The sequence below is a fragment of the Novipirellula rosea genome (genome assembly GCF_039541335.1).
Classification (GTDB): domain Bacteria; phylum Planctomycetota; class Planctomycetia; order Pirellulales; family Pirellulaceae; genus Novipirellula; species Novipirellula rosea.
On sequence record NZ_BAABGA010000031.1, the window covers coordinates 107,872 to 129,249 of the forward strand.

General features: G+C 54.8%; 18 protein-coding genes. 11 read left to right on the top strand and 7 right to left on the bottom strand.

The window, feature by feature from the left end; all coding sequences use genetic code 11:
- Positions 1–45: 45 nt before the first annotated feature.
- On the top strand, positions 46–1,503 hold the full coding sequence (locus ABD971_RS12560) for a peptidylprolyl isomerase (RefSeq protein WP_345322510.1): 1,458 nt from the start codon (positions 46–48) through the stop codon (positions 1,501–1,503).
- A 49-nt stretch (positions 1,504–1,552) separates the two neighbouring features.
- Here ABD971_RS12560 and ABD971_RS12565 read toward each other — a convergent pair whose 3' ends face one another.
- Positions 1,553–2,422: a hypothetical protein gene (locus ABD971_RS12565; protein ID WP_345322512.1), complete on the bottom strand. Its 870-nt coding sequence runs from the start codon at positions 2,420–2,422 to the stop codon at positions 1,553–1,555.
- A 271-nt stretch (positions 2,423–2,693) separates the two neighbouring features.
- Here ABD971_RS12565 and ABD971_RS12570 point away from each other — a divergent pair, with 271 nt between their 5' ends.
- Entirely contained in the window at positions 2,694–3,347 is a 654-nt protein-coding gene (locus tag ABD971_RS12570; protein ID WP_345322554.1) for a Maf family protein, read from the top strand.
- A 180-nt stretch (positions 3,348–3,527) separates the two neighbouring features.
- Positions 3,528–4,523 carry a DUF1573 domain-containing protein gene (locus ABD971_RS12575; protein ID WP_425571300.1) on the top strand — a complete coding sequence of 332 codons (996 nt, stop codon included), beginning with the start codon at positions 3,528–3,530 and terminating at the stop codon, positions 4,521–4,523.
- A gap of 101 nt (positions 4,524–4,624) precedes the next feature.
- Here the strand turns inward: ABD971_RS12575 and ABD971_RS12580 are convergent, their stop codons facing one another.
- Both ABD971_RS12580 and ABD971_RS12585 read right to left on the bottom strand, forming a co-directional pair.
- Positions 4,625–6,421: a hypothetical protein gene (locus ABD971_RS12580; RefSeq protein WP_345322514.1), complete on the bottom strand. Its 1,797-nt coding sequence runs from the start codon at positions 6,419–6,421 to the stop codon at positions 4,625–4,627.
- A 91-nt stretch (positions 6,422–6,512) separates the two neighbouring features.
- Positions 6,513–8,039, bottom strand: a complete 1,527-nt coding sequence (locus ABD971_RS12585; RefSeq protein WP_345322516.1) for a gluzincin family metallopeptidase — start codon at positions 8,037–8,039, stop codon at positions 6,513–6,515.
- A gap of 408 nt (positions 8,040–8,447) precedes the next feature.
- Here ABD971_RS12585 and ABD971_RS12590 point away from each other — a divergent pair, with 408 nt between their 5' ends.
- The 6 genes from ABD971_RS12590 (at position 8,448) to rnk (ending at position 13,513) form a co-directional block, all read left to right on the top strand.
- A complete protein-coding gene (locus tag ABD971_RS12590; RefSeq protein WP_345322518.1) occupies positions 8,448–9,668 on the top strand; it encodes a two-component system sensor histidine kinase NtrB in 1,221 nt (406 codons plus the stop codon).
- 76 nt (positions 9,669–9,744) lie between these two features.
- A complete protein-coding gene (locus tag ABD971_RS12595) occupies positions 9,745–11,127 on the top strand; it encodes a sigma-54-dependent transcriptional regulator (RefSeq protein WP_345322520.1) in 1,383 nt (460 codons plus the stop codon).
- 487 nt (positions 11,128–11,614) lie between these two features.
- Complete coding sequence (locus tag ABD971_RS12600; protein WP_339943006.1) at positions 11,615–11,776, top strand: hypothetical protein; 162 nt, start codon at positions 11,615–11,617, stop codon at positions 11,774–11,776.
- A 37-nt stretch (positions 11,777–11,813) separates the two neighbouring features.
- Positions 11,814–12,095 (top strand): GreA/GreB family elongation factor, encoded by a 282-nt coding sequence (locus ABD971_RS12605; RefSeq protein ID WP_345322524.1) that lies wholly within the window; start codon positions 11,814–11,816, stop codon positions 12,093–12,095.
- A gap of 467 nt (positions 12,096–12,562) precedes the next feature.
- Positions 12,563–12,982, top strand: coding sequence for a GreA/GreB family elongation factor (locus ABD971_RS12610; RefSeq protein WP_345322526.1), 420 nt, complete (start codon positions 12,563–12,565; stop codon positions 12,980–12,982).
- Positions 12,983–13,069: 87 nt separating this feature from the next.
- The gene (gene rnk / locus ABD971_RS12615) at positions 13,070–13,513 is read left to right on the top strand and encodes a nucleoside diphosphate kinase regulator (RefSeq protein WP_345322528.1); all 444 of its coding nucleotides are present in this window, start codon (positions 13,070–13,072) and stop codon (positions 13,511–13,513) included.
- Positions 13,514–13,947: 434 nt separating this feature from the next.
- On the opposite strand, the gene nhaA is transcribed toward rnk, so the two are convergent.
- On the bottom strand, positions 13,948–15,270 hold the full coding sequence (gene nhaA, locus ABD971_RS12620; RefSeq protein ID WP_345322530.1) for a Na+/H+ antiporter NhaA: 1,323 nt from the start codon (positions 15,268–15,270) through the stop codon (positions 13,948–13,950).
- A gap of 353 nt (positions 15,271–15,623) precedes the next feature.
- Positions 15,624–15,950, bottom strand: coding sequence for a hypothetical protein (locus tag ABD971_RS12625; RefSeq protein ID WP_345322532.1), 327 nt, complete (start codon positions 15,948–15,950; stop codon positions 15,624–15,626).
- Between the two features lie 455 nt (positions 15,951–16,405).
- Between ABD971_RS12625 and ABD971_RS12630 the strand changes: the two genes are divergently transcribed.
- Complete coding sequence (locus ABD971_RS12630; protein ID WP_345322534.1) at positions 16,406–16,681, top strand: hypothetical protein; 276 nt, start codon at positions 16,406–16,408, stop codon at positions 16,679–16,681.
- Here the strand turns inward: ABD971_RS12630 and ABD971_RS12635 are convergent.
- Together ABD971_RS12635 and ABD971_RS12640 are read right to left on the bottom strand one after the other, a co-directional pair.
- Positions 16,678–18,507 carry an SLC13 family permease gene (locus ABD971_RS12635; RefSeq protein ID WP_345322536.1) on the bottom strand — a complete coding sequence of 610 codons (1,830 nt, stop codon included), beginning with the start codon at positions 18,505–18,507 and terminating at the stop codon, positions 16,678–16,680. The genes ABD971_RS12630 and ABD971_RS12635 overlap by 4 nt on opposite strands.
- Before the next feature lie 325 nt (positions 18,508–18,832).
- On the bottom strand, positions 18,833–19,852 hold the full coding sequence (locus ABD971_RS12640) for a serine/threonine protein kinase (protein ID WP_345322538.1): 1,020 nt from the start codon (positions 19,850–19,852) through the stop codon (positions 18,833–18,835).
- Between the two features lie 408 nt (positions 19,853–20,260).
- Between ABD971_RS12640 and ABD971_RS12645 the strand changes: the two genes are divergently transcribed.
- Complete coding sequence (locus ABD971_RS12645) at positions 20,261–20,962, top strand: GntR family transcriptional regulator (protein ID WP_345322540.1); 702 nt, start codon at positions 20,261–20,263, stop codon at positions 20,960–20,962.
- Positions 20,963–21,378: the final 416 nt, after the last annotated feature.

A 21,378-nucleotide genomic window follows, 5' to 3' on the forward strand; every position in this document is an offset into this window, starting at 1 on the left:
CGTGCAGTGGATTTTCCGTTTGTTTTTGAGCCATTTGAGTCTTTGATGATTGATCGCGTCTTCCTGTTCACCCTCTCGACCCTCGGATTGGTTGCGGGACTTTCGCTGCCGGCCCCCTTTGTGGCAGTGTCGTTCGCCCAGGACACCTCCCCCGCCCAAGACACCTCCCCTGCGGCAACCACCCCGGATGATGCTTCCCCAGAGGATGCACACGCTGAGGAGTCCCATTCCCATCACGACGAATCCGCATCGTCAAACGGCCCGACGCCCACAGGCCCGACCTCCACAGGCCCGACCTCCACAGGCCCGACCTCCACAGGCCCGACCTCCACAGGCCCGACCTCCACAGGCCCGACCTCCACAGGCCCGACCTCCAAAGGCCCGACGCGAGAGCCCGCGAATCTGCTCGGCAAGGGACCGGATGGAAAGCCGTTCGAATTGAACGAAGAGGGCAAACAAGCCAAGGCCACCTACGTCCAGGCTAAAGAGCAGCTCGTCAATGTGCTGATCGACATGCGAACGGTTCATACGTTGTATATGAATGGCGAGGAACAGACTCCGGCGGCACTTGATCGATACCGCGAACTACGCGAACAGAGCTACGCCTTGTTTGAAGAAGTCTTTGATGCCGCGTACGAGTATTTGTTGTTGGCTCCGGATCAAGAGGCCGCCCAATATCTGTTAACGATGCTTGAACACCGCTTCAAGCATTCGAATTACTCTTTGTCGACCATGCGTGCCAGCGCGTTGTTGATTGACCTGGGTTTCAACCAAGTGTTCCTCTTTCAATCCGCGGCTCGATCCTCGGTGTGTGCGGGCGAATTCGAAACCGCCGAGAAAATCTACGAGTACCTAAAACCCGAAGACTATGGCGATCTGGACAAGCGTTTCAGCTACCAAATGGATGATCTGAAACAGCAATGGGCCGAAGAGCAGAAACGGCGAGAACAGGATGCCGAGAAAGAACTTCCTCGCGTCAAACTAAACACAACGCATGGCGATATCGTCATCGAATTGTTTTTGGACCAAGCGCCGTCGACGGTGGCCCACTTCATCAAATTGGTCGAGCAAGGCTTCTACGACGGGCTTGATTTCTATCAAGTGATCGACGATCTGTTGGCACTGACCGGTGACGAATCAGGCACGGGATCCGGCAACAGCGGGCAATTCATCGTCGACGAGCATCAACGCGACGGGGCGCGGAATGCGTTCCGCGGCTCACTGGCGATGGCCAAGCTTCCCAAAGGGGAAACTGGCGACTTTGTCCCCGATAGTGCCAGTAGCCAATTTGCCATTTTCTTTACACCGGTTCCTACCGTCAGCAAAGAACAAACGGTCTTCGGACGGGTGATCGAGGGAATGGACTTGTTCACCGAACTTCGGCGAGTCGATCCTCACAAAGAGAAAAAGAAAGGGCAGGTGGTCTACCCACCGGACCGCATCATCGAAGCCGAGGTGATCCGTCGCCCCGACGAGTTGCCCGAACCTGAGTATCGCCAGTAAAGCATAGCATCGCCAAGAGAGCAGAGCGTCGCCAAGGAAGCCAGCTGACTTACAACTTCGACTCGGCCAGCCGTTCAATTTGGATCAACACCACGACTTGTTCTTCGATATTGTCGGCGGAAACCCCCGACATCATTTCTTTGCCGAGCCCAAACGCAGGCTGACTTGCCGCGATCACAAACAGATCGCCCTTGCCACCTTCGAGATCGATATCGAGCCAAGGCAGCGACCATGCGTCACGGCGACTGTCGATCCGCATGGCCGAATCGCTGCTGATCCATTTTTGACGCATCACACCGTGCTGAATCTCAGGACGACACTGCAAATGAATTTGCGAGGCGGTCTTGGATTGCGTGGGCGTGATGGCCAACACGTATTGTGGGTCTTGCAGTGTTCGTCCGACTGTTTGTCCCTGCGTGCGAAGCAGCGTCACATGGGCACCGCTGCGAGGTTGACGAAGCGGCAACTCGTATCGCTTTGCCAATCGCATTGGAATCTTTCGCGAACCGACGGAAACTTCGCTCGCCACATCGGCTTCGCCCAAGAAGACGTCGACCACGTCACGCGGACCGGCCATTTCGGCAAGCCGTTGACGAAACTGGTCAGGACGAATGACCTTGCCGACCCGGATCCCGTTCTCTGCGAGCTCGCTACGATGCGCCGGTTCGATGATCATTTCATCGACCCACTGCCACATGGATGCGACCCGGTCTGCAGTCACGGCCTCGGGCTGAATCGGATGAAAATCGACCGACAGCACCATCGCCTGAGAACTCGGTTTGACCGCAGCCAAGGGATTGCTGTTGGTATGATTCAGCACGGCATCCGCCGTCGAACGATCGATCCACGTCGCGCAGCCAGCAACCGAAGACGCTAGCGAGCTAGCGGCAATCAGTGAGCAAAACTGTCGGCGGTTCATGGTGTTCAAGCGGATCGCTTTTTGGACGGCGTGGAATTTTGCACGGCGCTGAAATCGGGACCTTTTTACGCCAATGGGCTCCGAGGGCTGTGCGGACACTACAAAGTCGGCCTCGGAACCGTCAAGAGAAAACCGCCGCTTGCTTCCCAATCCGGCAACGAACCCGTAAAACGATAGGGCAGCCTTCGTTATTGCAGTCAGCTTCGTTATTGCAGTCATTCCCCCCAACCCGCAGTAGGACCGGATGAAATTCACAGACAATCTGCCTCTGATGAGTGGTTTGCCACGAGCCGATTTGCCGACCGATGAATCACTGATCCTCGCCAGCGGATCGCCTCGCCGATCGCAGCTACTGAAGGCCGCGGGATATTCGTTCACTGTGCAACCCGCCAGCGATGAAGCGGAGTGTGGGATGTGCAGTCGCGAGACGGCTCCCGAATTGGTAGCACGCTATGCCTATCGAAAAGCAGCCGATGTGGCGTCGAAGAACGATGGCGGATTGATCCTGGCCGCCGACACCGTGGCGTCGTGCTACGGGCAAATATTGGGTAAACCTCACGATATCGAGCATGCCGAAGCGATGCTACGACAACTCAGCGGTCGCCGCCACGACGTCTTTTCCGGATTTTGTGTTTGGTCGGTCAGCCAAAACCGCTGTGTCGTCGAAGTCGTCCGCACCGAACTGCAAATGCAAACCCTCAGCGAGGAAATGCTGGCCGAGTACCTCGATTCGATGCTGTGGGAAGGGAAGGCAGGCGCGTTCGGTTTCCAGGACGGCAATGATTGGTTAGAAGTCCTCGATGGCGGCAGCGAAACCAACGTGGTCGGTTTGCCGATGGAGCGTTTAGCGGAGGTCTTTCGAGACTTTGACTTGCTAGCAACTGAGATCGCAATCGAGAAAGATGGACCTTCTTTCCCGAACTAGCCAATCTTTCTAAGGTTCAGGGGCGGTTTATTCCCGATAAAGGGTTTAGTGCGGTCCCGATGATGCAAGCAGCGACGTCGGGCGACGGTGGCGATGCATCTGGATTTTCAGATTCGACTGAAGCGCGTTGCCTCTTTCCCGTGTTTCCAATTTCCGCTTTCAAATGGCCTGGATGTCATGGTGCGTTATTCTGTTTTGCTCGCCAGTATTGTCGTTTTCTCTCTCGTTTCGACTGCGAAGGTCCATGCAGAGAACTGGGCTGACAAGATGTTTGCCGAGACCAGTCACGACTTTCGCACTGTCGGTCGCGGAACCAAATGCGAATTCCATTTCGAGCTGACCAACAAATACGAAGAAGACGTCCACATTGCCGCCGTCCGATCGAGCTGTGGATGCACCAGCCCGTCGATCACCAAAGACACACTGAAGACGCATGAAACCGGAGCGGTGGTCGCGACATTCAACACCAGTTCGTTTATCGGTCAAAAGTCCGCAACGATTACGGTCGTGTTTGACAAACCGTTTTATGCGGAAACGCAGCTCAAGGTCAGTGGATTCATTCGCACCGACATCACCTTTGATCCTCCCGAAGTTGCCTTTGGCGAGTTCGCCTCGGGTGATGCTCCGGAACGTGAAATCGTGATCACTCACAGTGGCAATTCGAACTGGCGAATCAGCGACGTGCGAAGCCACTGCGAAAGTTTGCAAGTCCGTTTGAGTGCTCCCGAGTTGACGCCGGGAATCGTTCGCTACCGAATGCGAGTCAGCATGAAAGACTCGATGGAAGAAGGCGAAATTCACGAACGATTGACGCTGATCAGCAACGACCGTGCGTTCCCGACCACCGAGATGGACATTTCAGGCCGAGTGCGTTCGGCGATCAGCGTGTCGCCTGCCGCGGTCAATCTAGGCAGCAAACCCGCCGACGCAGTGATCGAAAAACGCTTGATCGTCAAAGGCGACGAGCCGTTTGAGATCAAAGACATCGTGTGCAGCGATCAGCGTTTCGAATTCGAGATTCCCGTCGGCAGCAAGAAAGTGCAATTCGTCAAAGTGCGTTTCAAAGGTGACGGCACGGCTGGCAATATCGCTCAAAAAATTCGCATCGTGACCGATCTGCCTGGCGACAAATCGGCCTCCTGCATCGTCACCGGAACGCTTGCCGAGAGCAAGTAAGAGCGTGCGGACGGGATTAAGATTAAGAGCTGGTCGTTGCGACAGAACGGCGTAGCGGAAGTCGCTTCCGAACTTTCGTCACATCCTATCTAGATTTGCGTTCAGGGATTCATGTCCTGGACCGCAATCAGCTCGACCGTGCGGGCATCGTTTTTCTCAACGATACGGCCTAACGCGATAACCTGCTCGGCCTCGGGCAGCGACGAACCGGAAACCGATACCTCTCGTATGTCCCCCGAAGAACTCGGAATGCGAATCGCCGATCCCGATGCATTCGTCGCAGGCGCCCCGATAATCAAGACACCGTCGGTGGGACGCTTGCCATAGTCCAGCCACAGATCGGCGGCATCGCCGAGATCTTTGACCAACGGGGATCGGGATAACGCGTTCAACAGTTTCTGAACCGCCGCGTTGTCTCCTGCATCCGACTCAATCGCCACGGCCGAAACCGAGGCATAGGCCTTCGCTAACAAACGACGCCGATCTCCCTCGGCCCCCTCGAACTTCATCAAGCTCGCTAACAATTTGTTGGCCTTTGCAACCGCAGCCTCCACTTCGGACGATTCTGCCGCAGACGCAAGCTCGTCGCTTGGCTCAGTTTCTGCCGCGGCCACAGGCTCCGCTGCTTCGACGGGCTCCGCTGCTTCGGCGGGCTCTGCTGCCACCATCGCGGCGTCGGTATCGGGCTCAGCCACCTCTTCGATTGCAGGTTCCATTACCTCCTCAGCAACGGGTGCTTCTTGGACGACGGATGCTTGATCATCGATGGACGGCGTGTCCACTGTGGTGTCGTCCGCTGAGATGGATTCGATTTCCCCAGCCACATCCGTCAACTCTACCTCGGGCATTTCCATCGGCACCTTGTCCGCCACGACGTCTTGCGAAACCACGTCGTTGTTGACGGAGATGTCATCGGGGTATTCGACTTCGCCCGTGGCGAGCTCGTTTTCGACATCGTCGCTGCTTGGTTTGAGCGAGGTCCCAAGAGACGGCATATCTAAACCGCCCGGCGCCTCATCCGCCGATTCGGCTGGATTCGATTCAGCGCCCAAGTTCGCCAGTTCTTGCTGAGCGCGATCGAGTTCGTCCGACGGTTCGGCGGCAGGGACCATCATTTCCGAACCGGTCAATTGCGTTTCATCGCCAAGGGGGTTGACTGGATTGCTTTGGGCCATCGGTGGCGCCGCACTGACTCGCGACGAAGAACCGTTATTGAACGAGCCGTCAAACGGCCAGAACCCGAGGTCCGGAGCCTTGCCAAGCCATAGCAGGATGCCGCCAGCCAAGGGAAGCGCGACCAGCGGGCCCATCGCCACGCCAATCAACGTTTTGATCGGCGAAGATTTTTTGCGTTTGTAAGTGTTCACCGGTACCGATTTGACTTTCATCGGCATCAGCGGCGCCGCAGTGTCACTGGGTTCCTTTTCCGCTTCACTGTTGGAAAGGAAATCCATCATTTCGTCGCCATCTTGCCCGGCGTCGTCAAAATTGTCCTCAGGGTGTTCCAAGTCGCTGTCGAGCGATCCCCCTAAATCGAAACCGGCATCGCCATCGGCTTCGATCGTCAATTCCGTATTGTCGTCCCAAGTCTCGTTTAACTGATCCGCTTGGGCGTTGGACGCGAACGACGATTCGAACGAATCGGCTCCGCTGGCCGCAGCCGCGATCGGGGCGGCAGCCAGAGTGGGCGACGCCGCTGCAGCATCACCGACCGATTCAAGAAACAGCGGTTGTCCGTCCGCCGAGATTAACTCCACCATCGGAGGCAACTTCTCAATGATTTCGCTCGCGGGGTAAAGTTCGCCACACCACGGACACTGGGCGGTCGCATCCGCAGGCACAGCAGCGGTAGGCAATCCAATCGTTTCACCACAGCGAGGACAATTGCACGTCAACATTCAATAACCCCAATTCAATTAAAAGACCGCCTGATTGTAACCCGCAATGATGCGAAAAGCAGGGGCCAAACAGTGCCGGATAAATCAGAAATCAAGCTTCGAGGCCGTACAGCGGTCGCAGCTTTCCGTTCAGATAGCCGATCAACGCGTCCGCGGACAACGATTTCCCGGTGGCGCGTGATATTAACGCGTCCCCGGACTCACATTGACCTCGCTCGTGAATCCGACTGCGAAGCCAACTTAACAATGGCTCGAACTCGCCACGAGCAAACATTTCGTCAAAACCACCTAACTCTGCCTGGGCCGCGTCAAACAGTTGGGCACTTGCCAAATTCCCCAACGTGTACGTTGGGAAATAGCCAATCAAACCAGCACTCCAGTGGACATCCTGAAGCACTCCATTTGCAGGTGAGGGTGCACAGACCCCCAGGTCGCTTTGGTAGCGTGCATCCCACGCCGCAGGTAAATCATCCACTGACAACGTCCCCCCGATCAGCTGTTGCTCGAGATCAAAGCGAATGATGATGTGCAAGTTGTAGGTCGCCTCGTCCGCTTCGACTCGAATCAACGAAGGCTGAATTTGGTTGATCGCAAAGTGAAAATCGTCGAGCGAAACATCGTCCAGCGTGGGGGCAAATGTTTTCTGGGTTCGATCAAACAACCACTTCCAAAACGGTCGGCTGCGTCCCACTTGGTTTTCCCACAATCGCGATTGCGACTCGTGGATCCCTAGCGAACAATACGATCCGGGCGGCAAGCCAAACCAATCCGACCGCATCCCTTGCTCGTACATCCCATGCCCCGCTTCGTGCAACGTACCGAGCAATCCGGCTGGCAACCAATTTAAATCGTAGCGAGTCAGGATTCGACAATCTCGCGGGCCCAGCGTTGTACAAAATGGATGCGACGTTTCATCCAGCCGTCCTGCTTGAAAATCAAAGCCGACACGCTCGGCGACAAAGCGGCTCAGATCGCGTTGTACTGCAATCGCAAAATCACGCTCCAGCAAACTTCGGTTCGGTTGCCGTGGCGCTTCGCGAATCGAATCAATCAGTTCTACAAGCGGCTTACGCAGATCCTGAAAAACTTGGTTCAGCGGTTTGACTCGAGCATCGGGTTCGTATTCGTCAAGCAACGCTTCATAGGGCGATCGATCGGTCCCTTCGGCAATCCGCTGGCCTGCTTCGCGTTTCAGGTCAATGATCTCGGCGAGCGTGTCGCGAAACATTTTAAAATCGTCAGCACGACGGGCGGCGTCCCAGCGTTGTTGCCCTTTGACCGTTGCTCGCGAAGTCCGCTGGACCAGTTCCTCGGGCAACCGGTGGTCGCGTTTCCAATTTCTCAGCAACCCGCGGACAGTCGCGGCCACATCACCGGCTGGATCCTCGTCGCCCAGGTTTTCCGATAACGACTGCAGCGTTTCACCATATTTCGCATCGGTCCGGCGGCGATGGACCATCCCCCGCAGCGTGCTAACTTGATTTGCGCGATAGTCACCTCCATCGATCGGCATCCCGGTCCGTTCGTCCCACTCCAGCGTATCAGCAATCGTTTGTAACAGCATCGCGTCGCGAGCATGTTCGGCTACGAAGTCAAAATCATCCGTTGAGAATGTCACGAGCGTTTTCCTGTTCGAAGGTACAAATGTGAAGCAACTCGTTCGTCAGCCGCCCAGCTCACGAACTTAGTCAAGGGTCGGTGCAAGCCCGCTCACGTTAAACGGTGAAGTCAGTGACAAGTGCTCAAAATGCCAATTGCGATGCTGCCGACCAAGCAGCGGTACCGACGTGAAATGACGACAGCGGACTGGGTCTTTACACTATCGGACCCGACGCGAGATGCCAATCGGTGTCGCCCCCTTCCAGAATCGGTGGCGGCGATCTCGAAACGGCGTGATTTGTCAGAACAAGGGCATGCCCAACCAGGGAAACGTCGCCCAAAGTTAACCTCGGTGACAACGTGCGTTTGCGTCGGCGACGGAATGTGCCCCCTGCGAAATCAGCGACGACGAAGCTAAAATCATGGCATGAACCGATCATCCCCCAACGTCCCGAAACGCGGCGAACCTATCGCGGCTGATTTTTTTCGTTCGATCGCCGAACACACCGTTGACTGGGAAAGTTGGTTGTCGTGTGAGGGGGAAGTCTTATGGGTGAACGAGGCTGTCGAGCGATTTACGGGCTATACACCAACGGAGTGTTTGGCGATGCCGGACTATCCGTTGCCGCTCATAACGCCGGAACATCGTAAACGAATCGCTCGCTACTTTGCAGAAGCGGGTCGCGGTAGCTCGGAAAACAATATCGAATTTGAAACGCTTCATCGTGATGGATCGAAGTGTTGGGTAGCCGTGTCTTGGCAACCAATGACCGATTCCGATGGTCACTCGCTTGGATTTCGGGCCAGCATGCGAGACATTTCAGAGAAGCGGCAAATGCGTGAACAATTGCGGTTGCACAACGAGCATCTCGAGCAGCTCGTGCAAGAACGCACCGCTCGAGTTGCGGAATTGGAACAGCATCGCTTGAAAATGGAAAAACTCGCGGCCCTCGGTGAACTGGCGGCAGGTGTCGCTCATGAGATCAACAATCCATTAGCCGGTATAAGAAATGCATTTGCGCTGCTGAAGCGGCATATCCCCGTTGATGTGAAACATTACGACAAGCTTGACTTGATTGATGGTGAAATTGAACGTATCAGCGGCATCACTCACCAAATGTATCAGCTCTACCGTCCTAGCCAGCAGCGGGCGACGACCTTCTCGCTCAAGCAGTCGGTGGACGAAGTCATCGTGCTGGCACTTCCTATGTCGCGAAAGGCGAACGTGAAAGTGACAGCCTCGTTTGCTTCATCGTCCGAGGCCAAGGGTCTTGCTGCTGACGAGGTCGTTTTGCGAGAAGGCGAACTGAAGCAAGTGCTGCTGAATTTGGTTCACAACGCGATCCAAGCCTCCGACGTAGGCGGTCAGGTGGACGTTACCGCTCGGACAGATGCGAGGCATACCGTTTTGACGGTTACCGATCAAGGGCACGGAATCTCGCCGAATCTGATCAGCAAGATATTTGACCCGTTCTTTAGTACCAAAACCGAAACGGTCGGCCAGGGCATGGGATTGGGGCTGTCGGTCACGCGAGGCATCGTAGAAGCGATGAACGGAACGATTGATGTGACAAGTGAACCGGGCAAAGGCACCGAATTTGTCGTGCGTTTGCCAAGACGACTGGGTGAAGACACGGCCACCCCCTAGCAAACGTCGCCAGGACGTTTGTTTTTAGCACCACCCGAAATCCTCAGCGAATTTTCGCTACTTTGAATAAGATCCCATGGCAAACCAACAACGAATCTTGATCGCCGACGACGAGCCACTGTACCGCGATACGACGGCGGAATTGTTGCGTGAGGAAGGTTACGAGTGCATTTGCGTCGAGAATGCTGACGATGCGATTGGCTTGCTGCTCGAGCACTCGTTCGACTTGATCCTGTCCGACTTGAACATGCCCGGAAACTTGAAATTGGAATTGCTCAAAGAGGGCCGCAGCAAGTATTCGCACATCCCAATGATTGTCGTCACCGGGGTGCCGTCGGTTCCCACCGCCATCGAAAGTGTTCGGCTGGGGATCGCTGACTACCTGCTTAAACCGGTCAAGTTTGAAGAACTGCTCATGGCGGTCCAGCGCGCACTGCTTCATCCAAGCGCGCCACCGACACCCGAAATGGAATTAGCATCCCAAACGGAGCGGCGTGGAAAGTTTCCCAAAATCATTGGTGACAGCCCCGCGATGACAGAACTGCTGGACATCGTCAATCGAGTAGCCGCGAGCAACACGAATGTCTTGATTACAGGCGAAAGCGGGACCGGCAAAGAGGTGGTTGCCAGCGCGATCCATAACCAAAGTGCTCGCCGGGATCATGCGTTTCAGATCATCGACTGCACCGCAATTCCCGACGCGTTGTTCGAGTCGGTTCTGTTTGGGCACGTCAAGGGTTCCTTTACCGGAGCGATCAAGGACCAGAAAGGATTGCTTCGTCACTGTGATGGCGGCACCGCATTCTTTGACGAACTGGGGGAACTGCCTGCCGCTTCTCAAGCCAAACTGCTGCGGGCCGTGCAAGAGCAAACCTTCACTCCGGTTGGCGAAAGCACACCCGTGAAAGTCGACACGCGATTTATTTGTGCGACCAATCGAGACTTACAAACCGAAGTCGATGCGGGCCGTTTCCGCCAGGACCTGTTCTATCGTCTCGCTGTCATTCCGATTGAGCTCGCACCGCTTCGTGATCGCGGTGACGACGTGGTGAAGTTGGCAGAATTCTTTCTCGAACAACTACGTCCGACGAGTTCCACGATTACCGGGTTTTCGAACGAGGTGATTGATTGTTTCCGAGCCTACCGCTGGCCTGGCAATATCCGTGAATTGCGCAACGTCATCGAACGCACGATCACGCTGGGTCGCGGCGAAACGATCGAAGTGGACGACTTGCCACCACAACTTCGCGCGCCCGACGCCAGCAGCAGTGATGTCGCCGTGCTTTCGGAAATATCACGCGACGAAGCGATCGACAATGCAGACCGCGCGTACTTAACAGCCGTACTCAAGAAACACAACGGTGTCATCGCCAGCGCCGCAAGACAAGCCGGTCTGTCGCGTCAAGGATTAAACAAACTGCTGAAACGACATGGCATCGAAGCGAACGATTATCGGTAACAATCACGGACAGTCGAAGCAGCGGTTTGACTACGCTGATCAGGGTCAGACTAGCTTGGTTCTCTGAAGCGAGTTCCACTGCTCGTAAGCGCGCCGTTTCATCGGCGGCTGGGTCGGTGCACGGCAGTATGTTCTTCACATGTTCGCATAATCCAGGCCTTGTTAGGTTATCGGATGAATTGCGTTCCAAGGTGATAAGAGAACAACCCTTGCAATTGTCCTGATGCAAACATTGGTCCGTTGGCGGCATGCGTCGCCGAAGCAGAAGGCGGGATATTTTGAAATCAGCAGATCGCCCCGCTCCAGTGCGTCAACTCTGATTGTCTTTGGCAACGTGGTTTGACGCGATTGAGCAACGCAACAGCCAAAATTTCACACGGAATGTCCACTCGGCGGCAAACAATGGCCTGCTGGTATGAACGTTGCATTAAGTGATTATCCACGTCACGTGACTCGCTACATTTCTCACTCATAAGGAGGTTCAGTCATGTTGATGCGCATTCCCGAATATCCGGTCCAAGACCAAGTTGAGAACAAGTGCGGGCTTGATGAACCATTCATCGATCACACGCCTCGTGAAATGATGGTCGGCCAGATCGCGTTGATCTTGTTGTTTGTCATTGCGATTCTGCTGCGGACAATCGCATAGAGTCGCTCCTTCCAAGTCAATTTCACAATCATTCTTGATGAAAGTCATCAACATGGCTCGAAAACAAATCATCGTCACCAAAGCGGATCACAAACGCCTGCAGGACATGAAGTCCAAAGAAAGTGAAATATTTACGCTGGTATCCCCTGACGAAGCAAACATCGCCGAGGGAAAACTGTCGGTTTTGGCTCCGCTCGGAACCGCGATCCTCGGCTACCGAGTCGGCGACATCGTGCGGTGGAAAGTGCCGAGCGGCGTTGGTCGTTGGCGAGTCAAAGAAATCTTGTTCCAACCCGAACGTGAAAGCGTTGCAGCCTGATTCACGCAGCGGAAGCCGCCAAGACTTTTGTTGATGCCGATTCCTTTGGCAAGTTTCGCGACATCCGATTTTGTCCTCATTTCCTTTGAAGAGTATCCCATGCCTATTTCAGTCACTTCGTCGATTGAACACCTTAGTCCCTCGTCACGAAGTCCCTCGTCACGAGAATTTGATGGCCGCCGTTAGCGATACAGCACGCCGCGATCGACGGATCGTCGTGACAAAACTGAAACGCCCAAGCTCGTTGCGAATGCGTCAGCGAACGAAGCGTCATCCAGGGCTCGACACCACGCCGGCATTGATAAATGAGTAACCAACCTAGCAAAGTCCCGCATCGTGGACAGGCCACACGCTCGCGGCGATGATTGATCCGCAGCGGCTAAGCGCCGCTGCCGTTCGATCCCCTTAGAAACGTTATTCCTATCTCTCACGTGTAAAACAAATACCATTCTTCGCGGTACGCCATCATGTCATCTCGCACCATTGTCGTCAGTCGGACCGACCTCGCTCGGCTACAGTCTCTACTAGACAGCCATTTCGTTGCAGCAATCGGCAGCGACCATACACACTTGAAAGAACTCAAAAGCAAGCTAGAGCGAGCGACCGTGGTCGATTCTCGCGATATGTTGCCCGACATCGTGACGATGAATTCGACGTTCAATCTTTTCGACCTAGATCGCGATGAGGCGGACACGTTCACGTTGGTGTATCCCGACGAGGCTTGCATCGCGGAAGGCAAACTATCAATTCTGTCACCACTAGGCGCAGGAATCTTCGGACTGTGCGTCGGCGATAGTTTGACACTGCACGTCTTGAATCGCGAGACACGAAAGCGAGTCGAGAAAATGTCGTTTCAACCGGAACGAGTCGGAGCGTTCGATCTCTAAAACACATGGTGTCGTGCTGCATTGATCGGGCTGTACGAAATCCGCCATCGCTGTCATTTCAGTTCCCATCTTTTTCCACGAATGATTATGTCCATCGCAAGTCATCACGTCGTCATCACCGCCGAAAACCAACATCAAGTGATCATTACGGCCGAAGATCACCAGCGACTGTTGCAGTTGCTGCAACGTGAAATCAAGGAAATCACTGGATGTGCGTCTCACCTCTACGATCTATTAAAGGAACTTCACCGCGCTAGTGTGGTCGACCCGGCGGACGTGCCCCGTGACGTCGTCACCATGGACTCTGTCATCGAGCTCACGGACCTAGACAGCAACGAGAGCGAGGTCTTTACGCTTGTCTACCCTGACGCCGAAAACGCCAAAGAAAACATGCTGTCGGTGTTTGCGCCAATTGGAACTGCAATCCTGGGCTATCACGTCGGAGATAGCGTGTCATGGCCGGTCCCGATCGGCGTGCGGCGCATGAAGATCGAAAGCATTCTTTATCAACCAGAACACTACCAGAAATAATTAGAGAGGTGCGTTCTTTTACGATCGTTTGATCCGCTGCTTCGGGTGGATCATCGCCATCGGCCTCGGAACAAGCAGCGATGGCAGACCAATCGTCGTCCAAGCCGCAGCGGCGAAGAGTGCTAAGTCAGAATCCAGCCTCGCTGCTCCATTCCTAACTCGCCTCGCGAACAAAAATTCACAGCGACTGAAGAACCTCTACATCCAATTCTTCCTATGAGGTAAGCCGCCTGTCTGCGATCACAAAACGTTGCTGATGGGACGCCGAATGTTCGGGGATGAAAATCGCTTGGAACACGTCATGCAGATCGAGCGAGTCGATGGTCGTCGTGGCACGGTAAATCGGTTGTTTCTTACCAGTGTACAGTCCATGTTCTCCATCATGCCAAATCCAGCCACTCGCGTCTGCGAGTACTGCGACACTGGCGTGTCGTTCAATTCGCCGATCGTTTCGGCAATGTCCACAACAGTAAACCGACGCCTGCAACCGCACTCACAGCCGAACCGACCAAAACGCCGGTCTTGGCGGTGTCCAGCCCCTCGGCTCCGAACGCTAACCCGTCAATAAACAACGCCATCGTGAATCCGATACCCGCAAGACAACTGCCCGAAATCAGTACAGGCCAACTGATTCCCTCAGGCAGCTTGGCCATCCCCGAACGAATCACCAACCAACTGAACAACACGATTCCAATCGGCTTGCCAATGACCAAGCCCAACACGACCGCGATCGCGACCGAATCGCTCAAGTTTGCCGGTTCAATGAGCACGCCTGCATTGGCAAGTGCAAAGACCGGCATGATGACGTAAGCCGTCCAAGGATGAAGCGTCATTTCAAGATACTCCAGCGGCGAGACGGTCTCGCGCGACAGTCGTTGCACTTCTTGAACCACTTCGGCTCGATGACTTCGCTTGGCCCAACGTTGTTCCTGAAAATCTTCCTTCTTCTCATGCAAATATTCGCGAAACCGTTCAGGCACCAACGTTGATTTCGCGGGCGTCATCAGCCCCAGGATCACCCCAATCAGCGTGGCATGCACGCCCGATTCGTGAAGTGCGATCCATGCCACGGCACCGACGGCAATGTAGGGAGGAAACCGACGCACCCCGATGCGTGAGAATACGTGCACCACTGCAATCGCAACGGCCGCGAGCGCCAAGAAGCGACCGTCGAGTGATTCGGTGTAGCCTATTGCAATCACCAGTATCGCACCGATGTCATCGACAATTGCCAGCGATAGCAGCAGGATTCTGAGACTGTGCGGTACTCGCGAGCCGAGAATCGCCAAGCAGCCAACGACAAAGGCGATGTCCGTGGCCATGGGTATCCCCCAGCCACGCATGCCTGGTTCGCCGTACTGCATCGACAGATACAGTCCCGCTGGAACAATCATCCCGCCGATCGCAGCGGCGATCGGCAGCGAGGCCAGCTTGAAATCTGACAGCGACCCGTGAGCGATTTCGCGTTTCACTTCAAGCCCAATCACGAAAAAGAAGATCGCCATCAAGCCATCATTGATGACGTGGTGCAGTGAATGATGAAAAACATATTCGCCGACACCGAGCGTGATGTCGGTTTGCCAGAATGCTAAGTAGGTCGCAGCCCAGCGAGAATTAGCCGCGATCAAAGCGATCGCGGTGCAGACCACCAGCACGAAGCCACTGGTCGCTTCGATATGCAAGAATCGAGCCAGCGGACGCAACCACTTGTCGATCGGTTGTAGTGGCAGCGGTAGTGGTTTTTCGATGTGATTCATTCAGTTTTCAATTATTCAGTAACGGATATTCAGTAACGCAACTCGGTATCACCGCGCGATCAATACACTGCACAGGGCCTGACGTAAAACGTGCCGCGACGTGCTGCCGAGCTACCATCTCGCAATGATCGTCTCTTGCCTGTCGCCGACACCGTGACAAGCGAGAGATCAAGCTCGTCTCGATTCGGGAGTTGCCGCAAACGATCCAAGGCAAACTTGGAATACGGCAAAAGGTCGATTACGGCAAAGATATGAATCGGTGGATTTTCTGTTCTTTGTCGAATCCGCTATCGCGCCGAGTCACTCGTGTTTCAACAGTTCGACCAGTCGGTTGAAATCTTCATCGGTCACATTCATTTGCCGGGAAGCCATGACGAGGACTCCTGTTTGGGAGTGATGTCGTAATGAAAAGCTTCCGAGTTGAAGAAAAGGTAGAGCAGCATCAGGGTTGCGGGCAAGACGAACATTAGCAGCATCATTAACACCATCTTAAAGATGTAGCGCCGCTCGTCATGGCCCATTCTGCGGTAGACATCCGACTCAGAGTCGGTGGAGAAACTTGGCTTGGCGGTCCGTGAAACTTGGTTGACGTTTCGCGGTGCAGCTCGGATTCTTGATTTCGGCGGGTGCACAAATTCGTCACTGGCCGTTGGTGACGGCGATGTCTTCCACAAGAGCATGGCGAATACCTCCAGTTGTGCCAGTTAGTAAGCGGTGCCCAAAAGCAGCTGTTCCAGAAAGGCCTTCGGGGGGGCGGGATCGGGATCATGCACCGGAACGCTAAGCGACTTTCACTACCGGCCAGAACAATGCAACGAGTGCGCCAACGAGCCTGAGAGCGCCTTTGATGGCTCAGCAAGCCTGTTTTGCCTCGAAAACGTCACCGCCGTTTACAGCAAGACAACTCAGGTTGACGCTTTTTGCGATTCTCTACGCTCGACGCCAGAAGGTAGACCACTCGTTTGGAGGCATTCGCCATCGTCATGTCGTTACAACCGCGAACAACAACCGCGAAGACTGGCTCGTTGGTGCGCCGATTGCGTTGCTGATTTGCCAGCGGGATTGGTTACGACACTCATAAGTGCTGAAACGGCGACGCATTTCGCACAGACTTAGACAATCCGAGGAGGTTGCAATGAACGTCGATAGGATGCTCGAATACGAGATCGAACGCTGGGACAACGAACGCTGGGAAAACGAAGGCGGGAATTGTCTACACACCGCGTCGGACATTGCCAAACCGTCGGTCTATCAGCACCGACAGGGATCATCGATGAATGTTGCCGCCAATGGCCATCATTCGCTTGCGGTATCGCATCCACAGCGTTGCCATGATGACCGCAGCAACGATCCACAATCATGTCATCGAGTTGCTAGCCAACGATCCGTTCGCTTTGCAACAACCGATTAGAGATCGAATGGAAACAGATACGGCACGATGGCGAGCGTCGCAAATAGGATCAGCAGTTGAAGCGGCACGCCTACTTTCAAAAAGTCACCAAAACGATAGCCTCCGGCTCCAGTAACCAATGCGTTGATTGGAGATGCAACGGGCGTGGAAAATGCCGTCGACGCCGCCAAAGCAACTCCCATCAATAAAGGATAGGGAGAAATCTCAAGCTGCTGGGCCAGTTCGAGTGCAAGGGGAGCAATCAACACACTGGTCGCGGTATTTGAGATGACTTGGCTCAGCAGCGACGTGACCGCAAAGAGCAGCAGCAACAGCGTTCTCGGACTCGTCAGTCCAGGACTTTCCACGATCGCACCAACGACCAAGTCGAGTGCCCCGGTCTTTTCCAGCGCAGTTGCGAGCGGCATGATGGATGCGATCATCACAATGCTCTCCCAATTAATACTTTCGTAGGCGTTGGAGCCACGAAACGCTCCGGCTATCACCATCATCGTGGCAGCGACAAGCACCGCAGTCACGTTCGCAACGATCCCGGCACTCATGGCAATCAGCATCCCAATCAGGATCACGACGACCCAGCGAGCAGCGGGAGTAAGCGGCGACTCTCTTTGTTCCTCTTGTTCGCTGACCAGCAATACATTGTTTCGCGATTTCCTTAGCCGCTTCAACGCACTTGCATTGGCGGCGATCAATAATGTGTCGCCAGGCCCCAGTGGAGTGTCCGACGTCCGAGTGCGGACCGGCTTGTTCCGATCCTGCAAAGCGAGCACCATCGCCCCATACACACGAAAAAAATCAACGTCCCGTACCGTTCGTCCGACAAATTCTGATCGCGGAGGAATGATGAGCTCCGCTAGATGAACCTCTTTGGGTAGTTCCGCTGGTGAAGCCACCAATTCCATCTGGCCTTCGCGGATCAAGTTCGCAGTGGATTCCTCATTCGATGACTTGATAAACAAGGTGTCACCGGGTTGCAGAAGAGTATCGGGGTTGCATTTGCGCACCACCGAGCCCCGCGCACCGGGCGTGGAAACGGCGAGCACGTTGACGTGAAACGTGGTGCGAAGCTGCAGCTCGCGTAACGTGCGGCCCGCGAAGGTCGATCCGTGCGGGATTCTGATTTCGCGAATCTGTCCGTCCACGCCGTAGCTGTGAATGAGTTCTGGACGTGAAACGAAACCTTGACTTTGCGTCGCATCCGCAGCATCTTTCCGCTGTTTCGGCAGCAGACGCGTGCCAATCGTACCCATGAAAACAATGCCAAGGGTCAGCATCAGGATTCCGGCAGGAGCAAATGAAAAGAACCGAAAGGTTTCAAGCCCCGCATCGCGTAGTTCCTGATTGACAACCATGTTCGGTGGAGTACCAATCAGCGTCAGCATGCCTCCGAGTGAAGCGGCAAATGCGAGCGGGATCAGCAGCTTTGTTGGCGAGACTTCGGCGCGGCGACAGAGGCTCAGAACGACCGGCAACATCACCGCGACTGTCCCCGTTGAACTAAGAAATGCCGATAACAACGCACAAGCGAGCATCACGGTTACTGTTAGCCGGATCGTGGACGTGCCGCCAAGTCGGCCCAGCCACCTGCCCGCAAGATCAGCGACACCGGACTCTAGGATCGCACCACCCACGACGAAAAGTCCGACAATCATTAGGACCAGCGAGTTCGAAAATCCCGCGGTGGCTTCGGTGGGCGTGAGGATCCCTGTCAGCAGCAGTGCCATCAAAGAGACGAACGCAATCACGTCCAACCGGAAACGGTCCAGCACGAACGCGATGATCGTCGCCAGCAAGATGCAAATCACGATCCAAATGTCAGTAGTCATTTCCAAAGATTAACGAGATTGATTGATTCGCGTAAGCGTCACCACAGGTTGTCGCCATCGTGAAGGAACCGTTCGGAAATAACTTCGTCATTTCAAGATGTTACCCGAACGACATGAACTTTAATGTAGTGGACGAGGCTACGAGTCCCAGCTTTGAATGTAGTGGACGAGGCAACGAGTCCCAGCTTTGGATGTAGTGGACGAGGCTACGAGTCCCAGCGACTTTGGGGCACGACGGGACTCGTAGCCTCGTCCACTTCCGAGAAAGCACTTCCCGCGCGATTTGTAACAAAACTGGAATCACGACGTTATTTCCGAACAGTACCTAACGTTGTTTTGACGTGCTGGTCACGAGCAGCAAGCGATGGAGATCGTCGATGAATTCACGCATTGTTTGATAACGGTGCGACGGTTGTTTTCGAGTCGCCTTCGCAAAGATTTCATCGGCCAGTTCGGGAATATTCCGGCTTGGCGATCGCTCGCTTGGTGGCGTTGGTCGTCGCGAACAAATGTTGTCGAATGTTTCCTCTTGATCACGACCGCGAAAAGGCTCTGCTATCGCCATCGCTTCGTACAGACAAACGCCTGCCGAAAACACGTCACAGCGGTCGTCGATGTCTCGGTTGCCGATCTGTTCGGGCGACATGTAAGTCGGTGTTCCGATCAACTGTTGAACCGGCGTCAAGTTAGGCAGATCGAAGTCGCCGACGTCATGCTTGACCAACTCGGTACTCATCGAGTCGGCGACCACACGTCGACGAGTTTGATTCGTGTTCCCATCCTGTAACGAGGCCGCCGCTGGTTCGCCCCATACTTTTGCTGCGCCCCAGTCCAGCAAAGTGACCTCGCCAAAGTTTCCCACCCAGATGTTTTCGGGCTTGACGTCACGATGGATCACGCCGCGAGCATGTGCCGATGCCAACGTCTGACACACAGCTTCGATGATTTCGATTCGACGTCGCAGCGGAAACGCTTCTTCCACTTCCTTGTCTCCCTTGGCGATTGCTCGCAACACGTTGAAAAAGTTCTCACCCGAAATTCGCTTCATCACGTAATAGATGCCCAGCTCGCTGTCATCGCCGATTTCATAGACCGGAACGGTCCCCGGGTGCTCGAGCTGTGCGGTCACACGCGCCTCGCGGAGCAGGCGACGACGAAACGAGCGATCCAATCGGTATTCTTGTAGCAGCACCTTAATCACGACCGTTCGCCCAATGACCTGATCGAATGCCGAATACAACACGCCGTTTCCGCCACGAGCCATCTCCTTGCGATCGACGTAGCGAGAGAGCCCCACCGGCAAGGGGCTGGGCAGATGAATGTCCGTGGTGGAAATCGAGAGCAATTGAGTCTCACTTTGATGAGGAAATAGGAATGGACGATAGTGGTTACGATCTCAAACATCGTCGCCACGGCAACAGCTTGGCAAACGTCGTTCCAACCACGCAATCGCCGCGTGAAAATCGCCGTACAAGAATGACTGCGTACAAATGGGCATGCAAAACCCTACAGCACCGACAAACCGACTCGCGGGAACGGGAGTCGGACCGTTTTCCGTTGGACATAAAAATGTCTGATGTTATAACATGATAGCCGCGGGTATCGACGGCAAGCATGGACTGCGAAGAACCTCCGAAACTTGTCTTTGATAAGCCTCCGCGATGTTTCCACCGTTGGCTCTGCTGAACCATCGATGAACCCATGTCCCATCACTGTCTTTCCTGTTCGCCTTACTACGCAACCGAGCACATCCGTGGATCAAAGTCTTGCTGAAATATCGTACGAGTATATCCGAGAGAGACTCGCCAGTGGTGAGTTTCCGCCGGGGAAACAGTTGGTGAATCGAACGCTTGCAGAAGCAATCGGGGTGAGCGTGATTCCGGTTCGCGAGGCGATCAATCGATTGGCCAGCGAAGGCTTGGTTGACCACGTTCCCGGTGCGGGTGCCTATGTTCGCAAAGCAAATCGCCAAGATCTCAACAACCTGTACGTTTTGCGTGATGCACTGGAGAGTTGCGCCGCAGGGGAAGCCGCACTGTATATTACGGAGGATCAACTGGAAGAACTCGAGTACATTCTTGATCGAGCCAAAGAGACCGCCAAGCAAATTTGCGATTCATCTAAAGGCCATAGCAACAAACGTCAGCTGGATCGCTGGATGGATGATGAGCAGCAGTTTCATGAGCTGTTGGTCGAGGCGTCGCGAAATCAGCTGCTTGCCAAAGTTGTTAGCGACAATCGGGCGATCGGCACGGTCTTTGAGGTCCAACGCAACGATCCGAGACTATTGACGGCCGACGTCGCCCAGCAGACATGCCAATCGAAGGCGGAACTGCTACAAGCCCTGCGAGACCGCGACTCCAAGCGAGCACGTCAATTGATGAGCGATCAAATCCAACGGGGCCGAAAGACAGTTCTAGACTTTCTCAACGAGCAGCGGCGAGCAAAATCCTAGTTTCGCCACCATTGAACTCAAGCAGGGAGCTCAAGTTTCAATGTGTTTCTCCTGACCGCTCGCTCAGGTTCGCTGCGCCGTGAAGGACGTGGACGAGACCTTCACATCTGAGTCGCTGGCGTTAGCCCAATCTCATCGACTTTGGCGCTACACAGGGGGCTTTTGTAGCGAAGCGGCGCAGACCGCCCGGCCGAAATCAAACGCTTCACTCGACGCAACCGGACGGCTCGCGCCGTACCGCTACACGCAGTAGATGGCACTGGTAGCGCCTACAGCGATCAGGGGGCCAGGCCACGTTTTGTCTGCCAAACGATTTGGAACTCTCACGCGAGCTCCACTATCCCGAAATTTCGCTTTTACGCAACATGCGTTTCGCTTTACCTAACGTGACTCGCGGCATCGAACTCGAGTTCGAT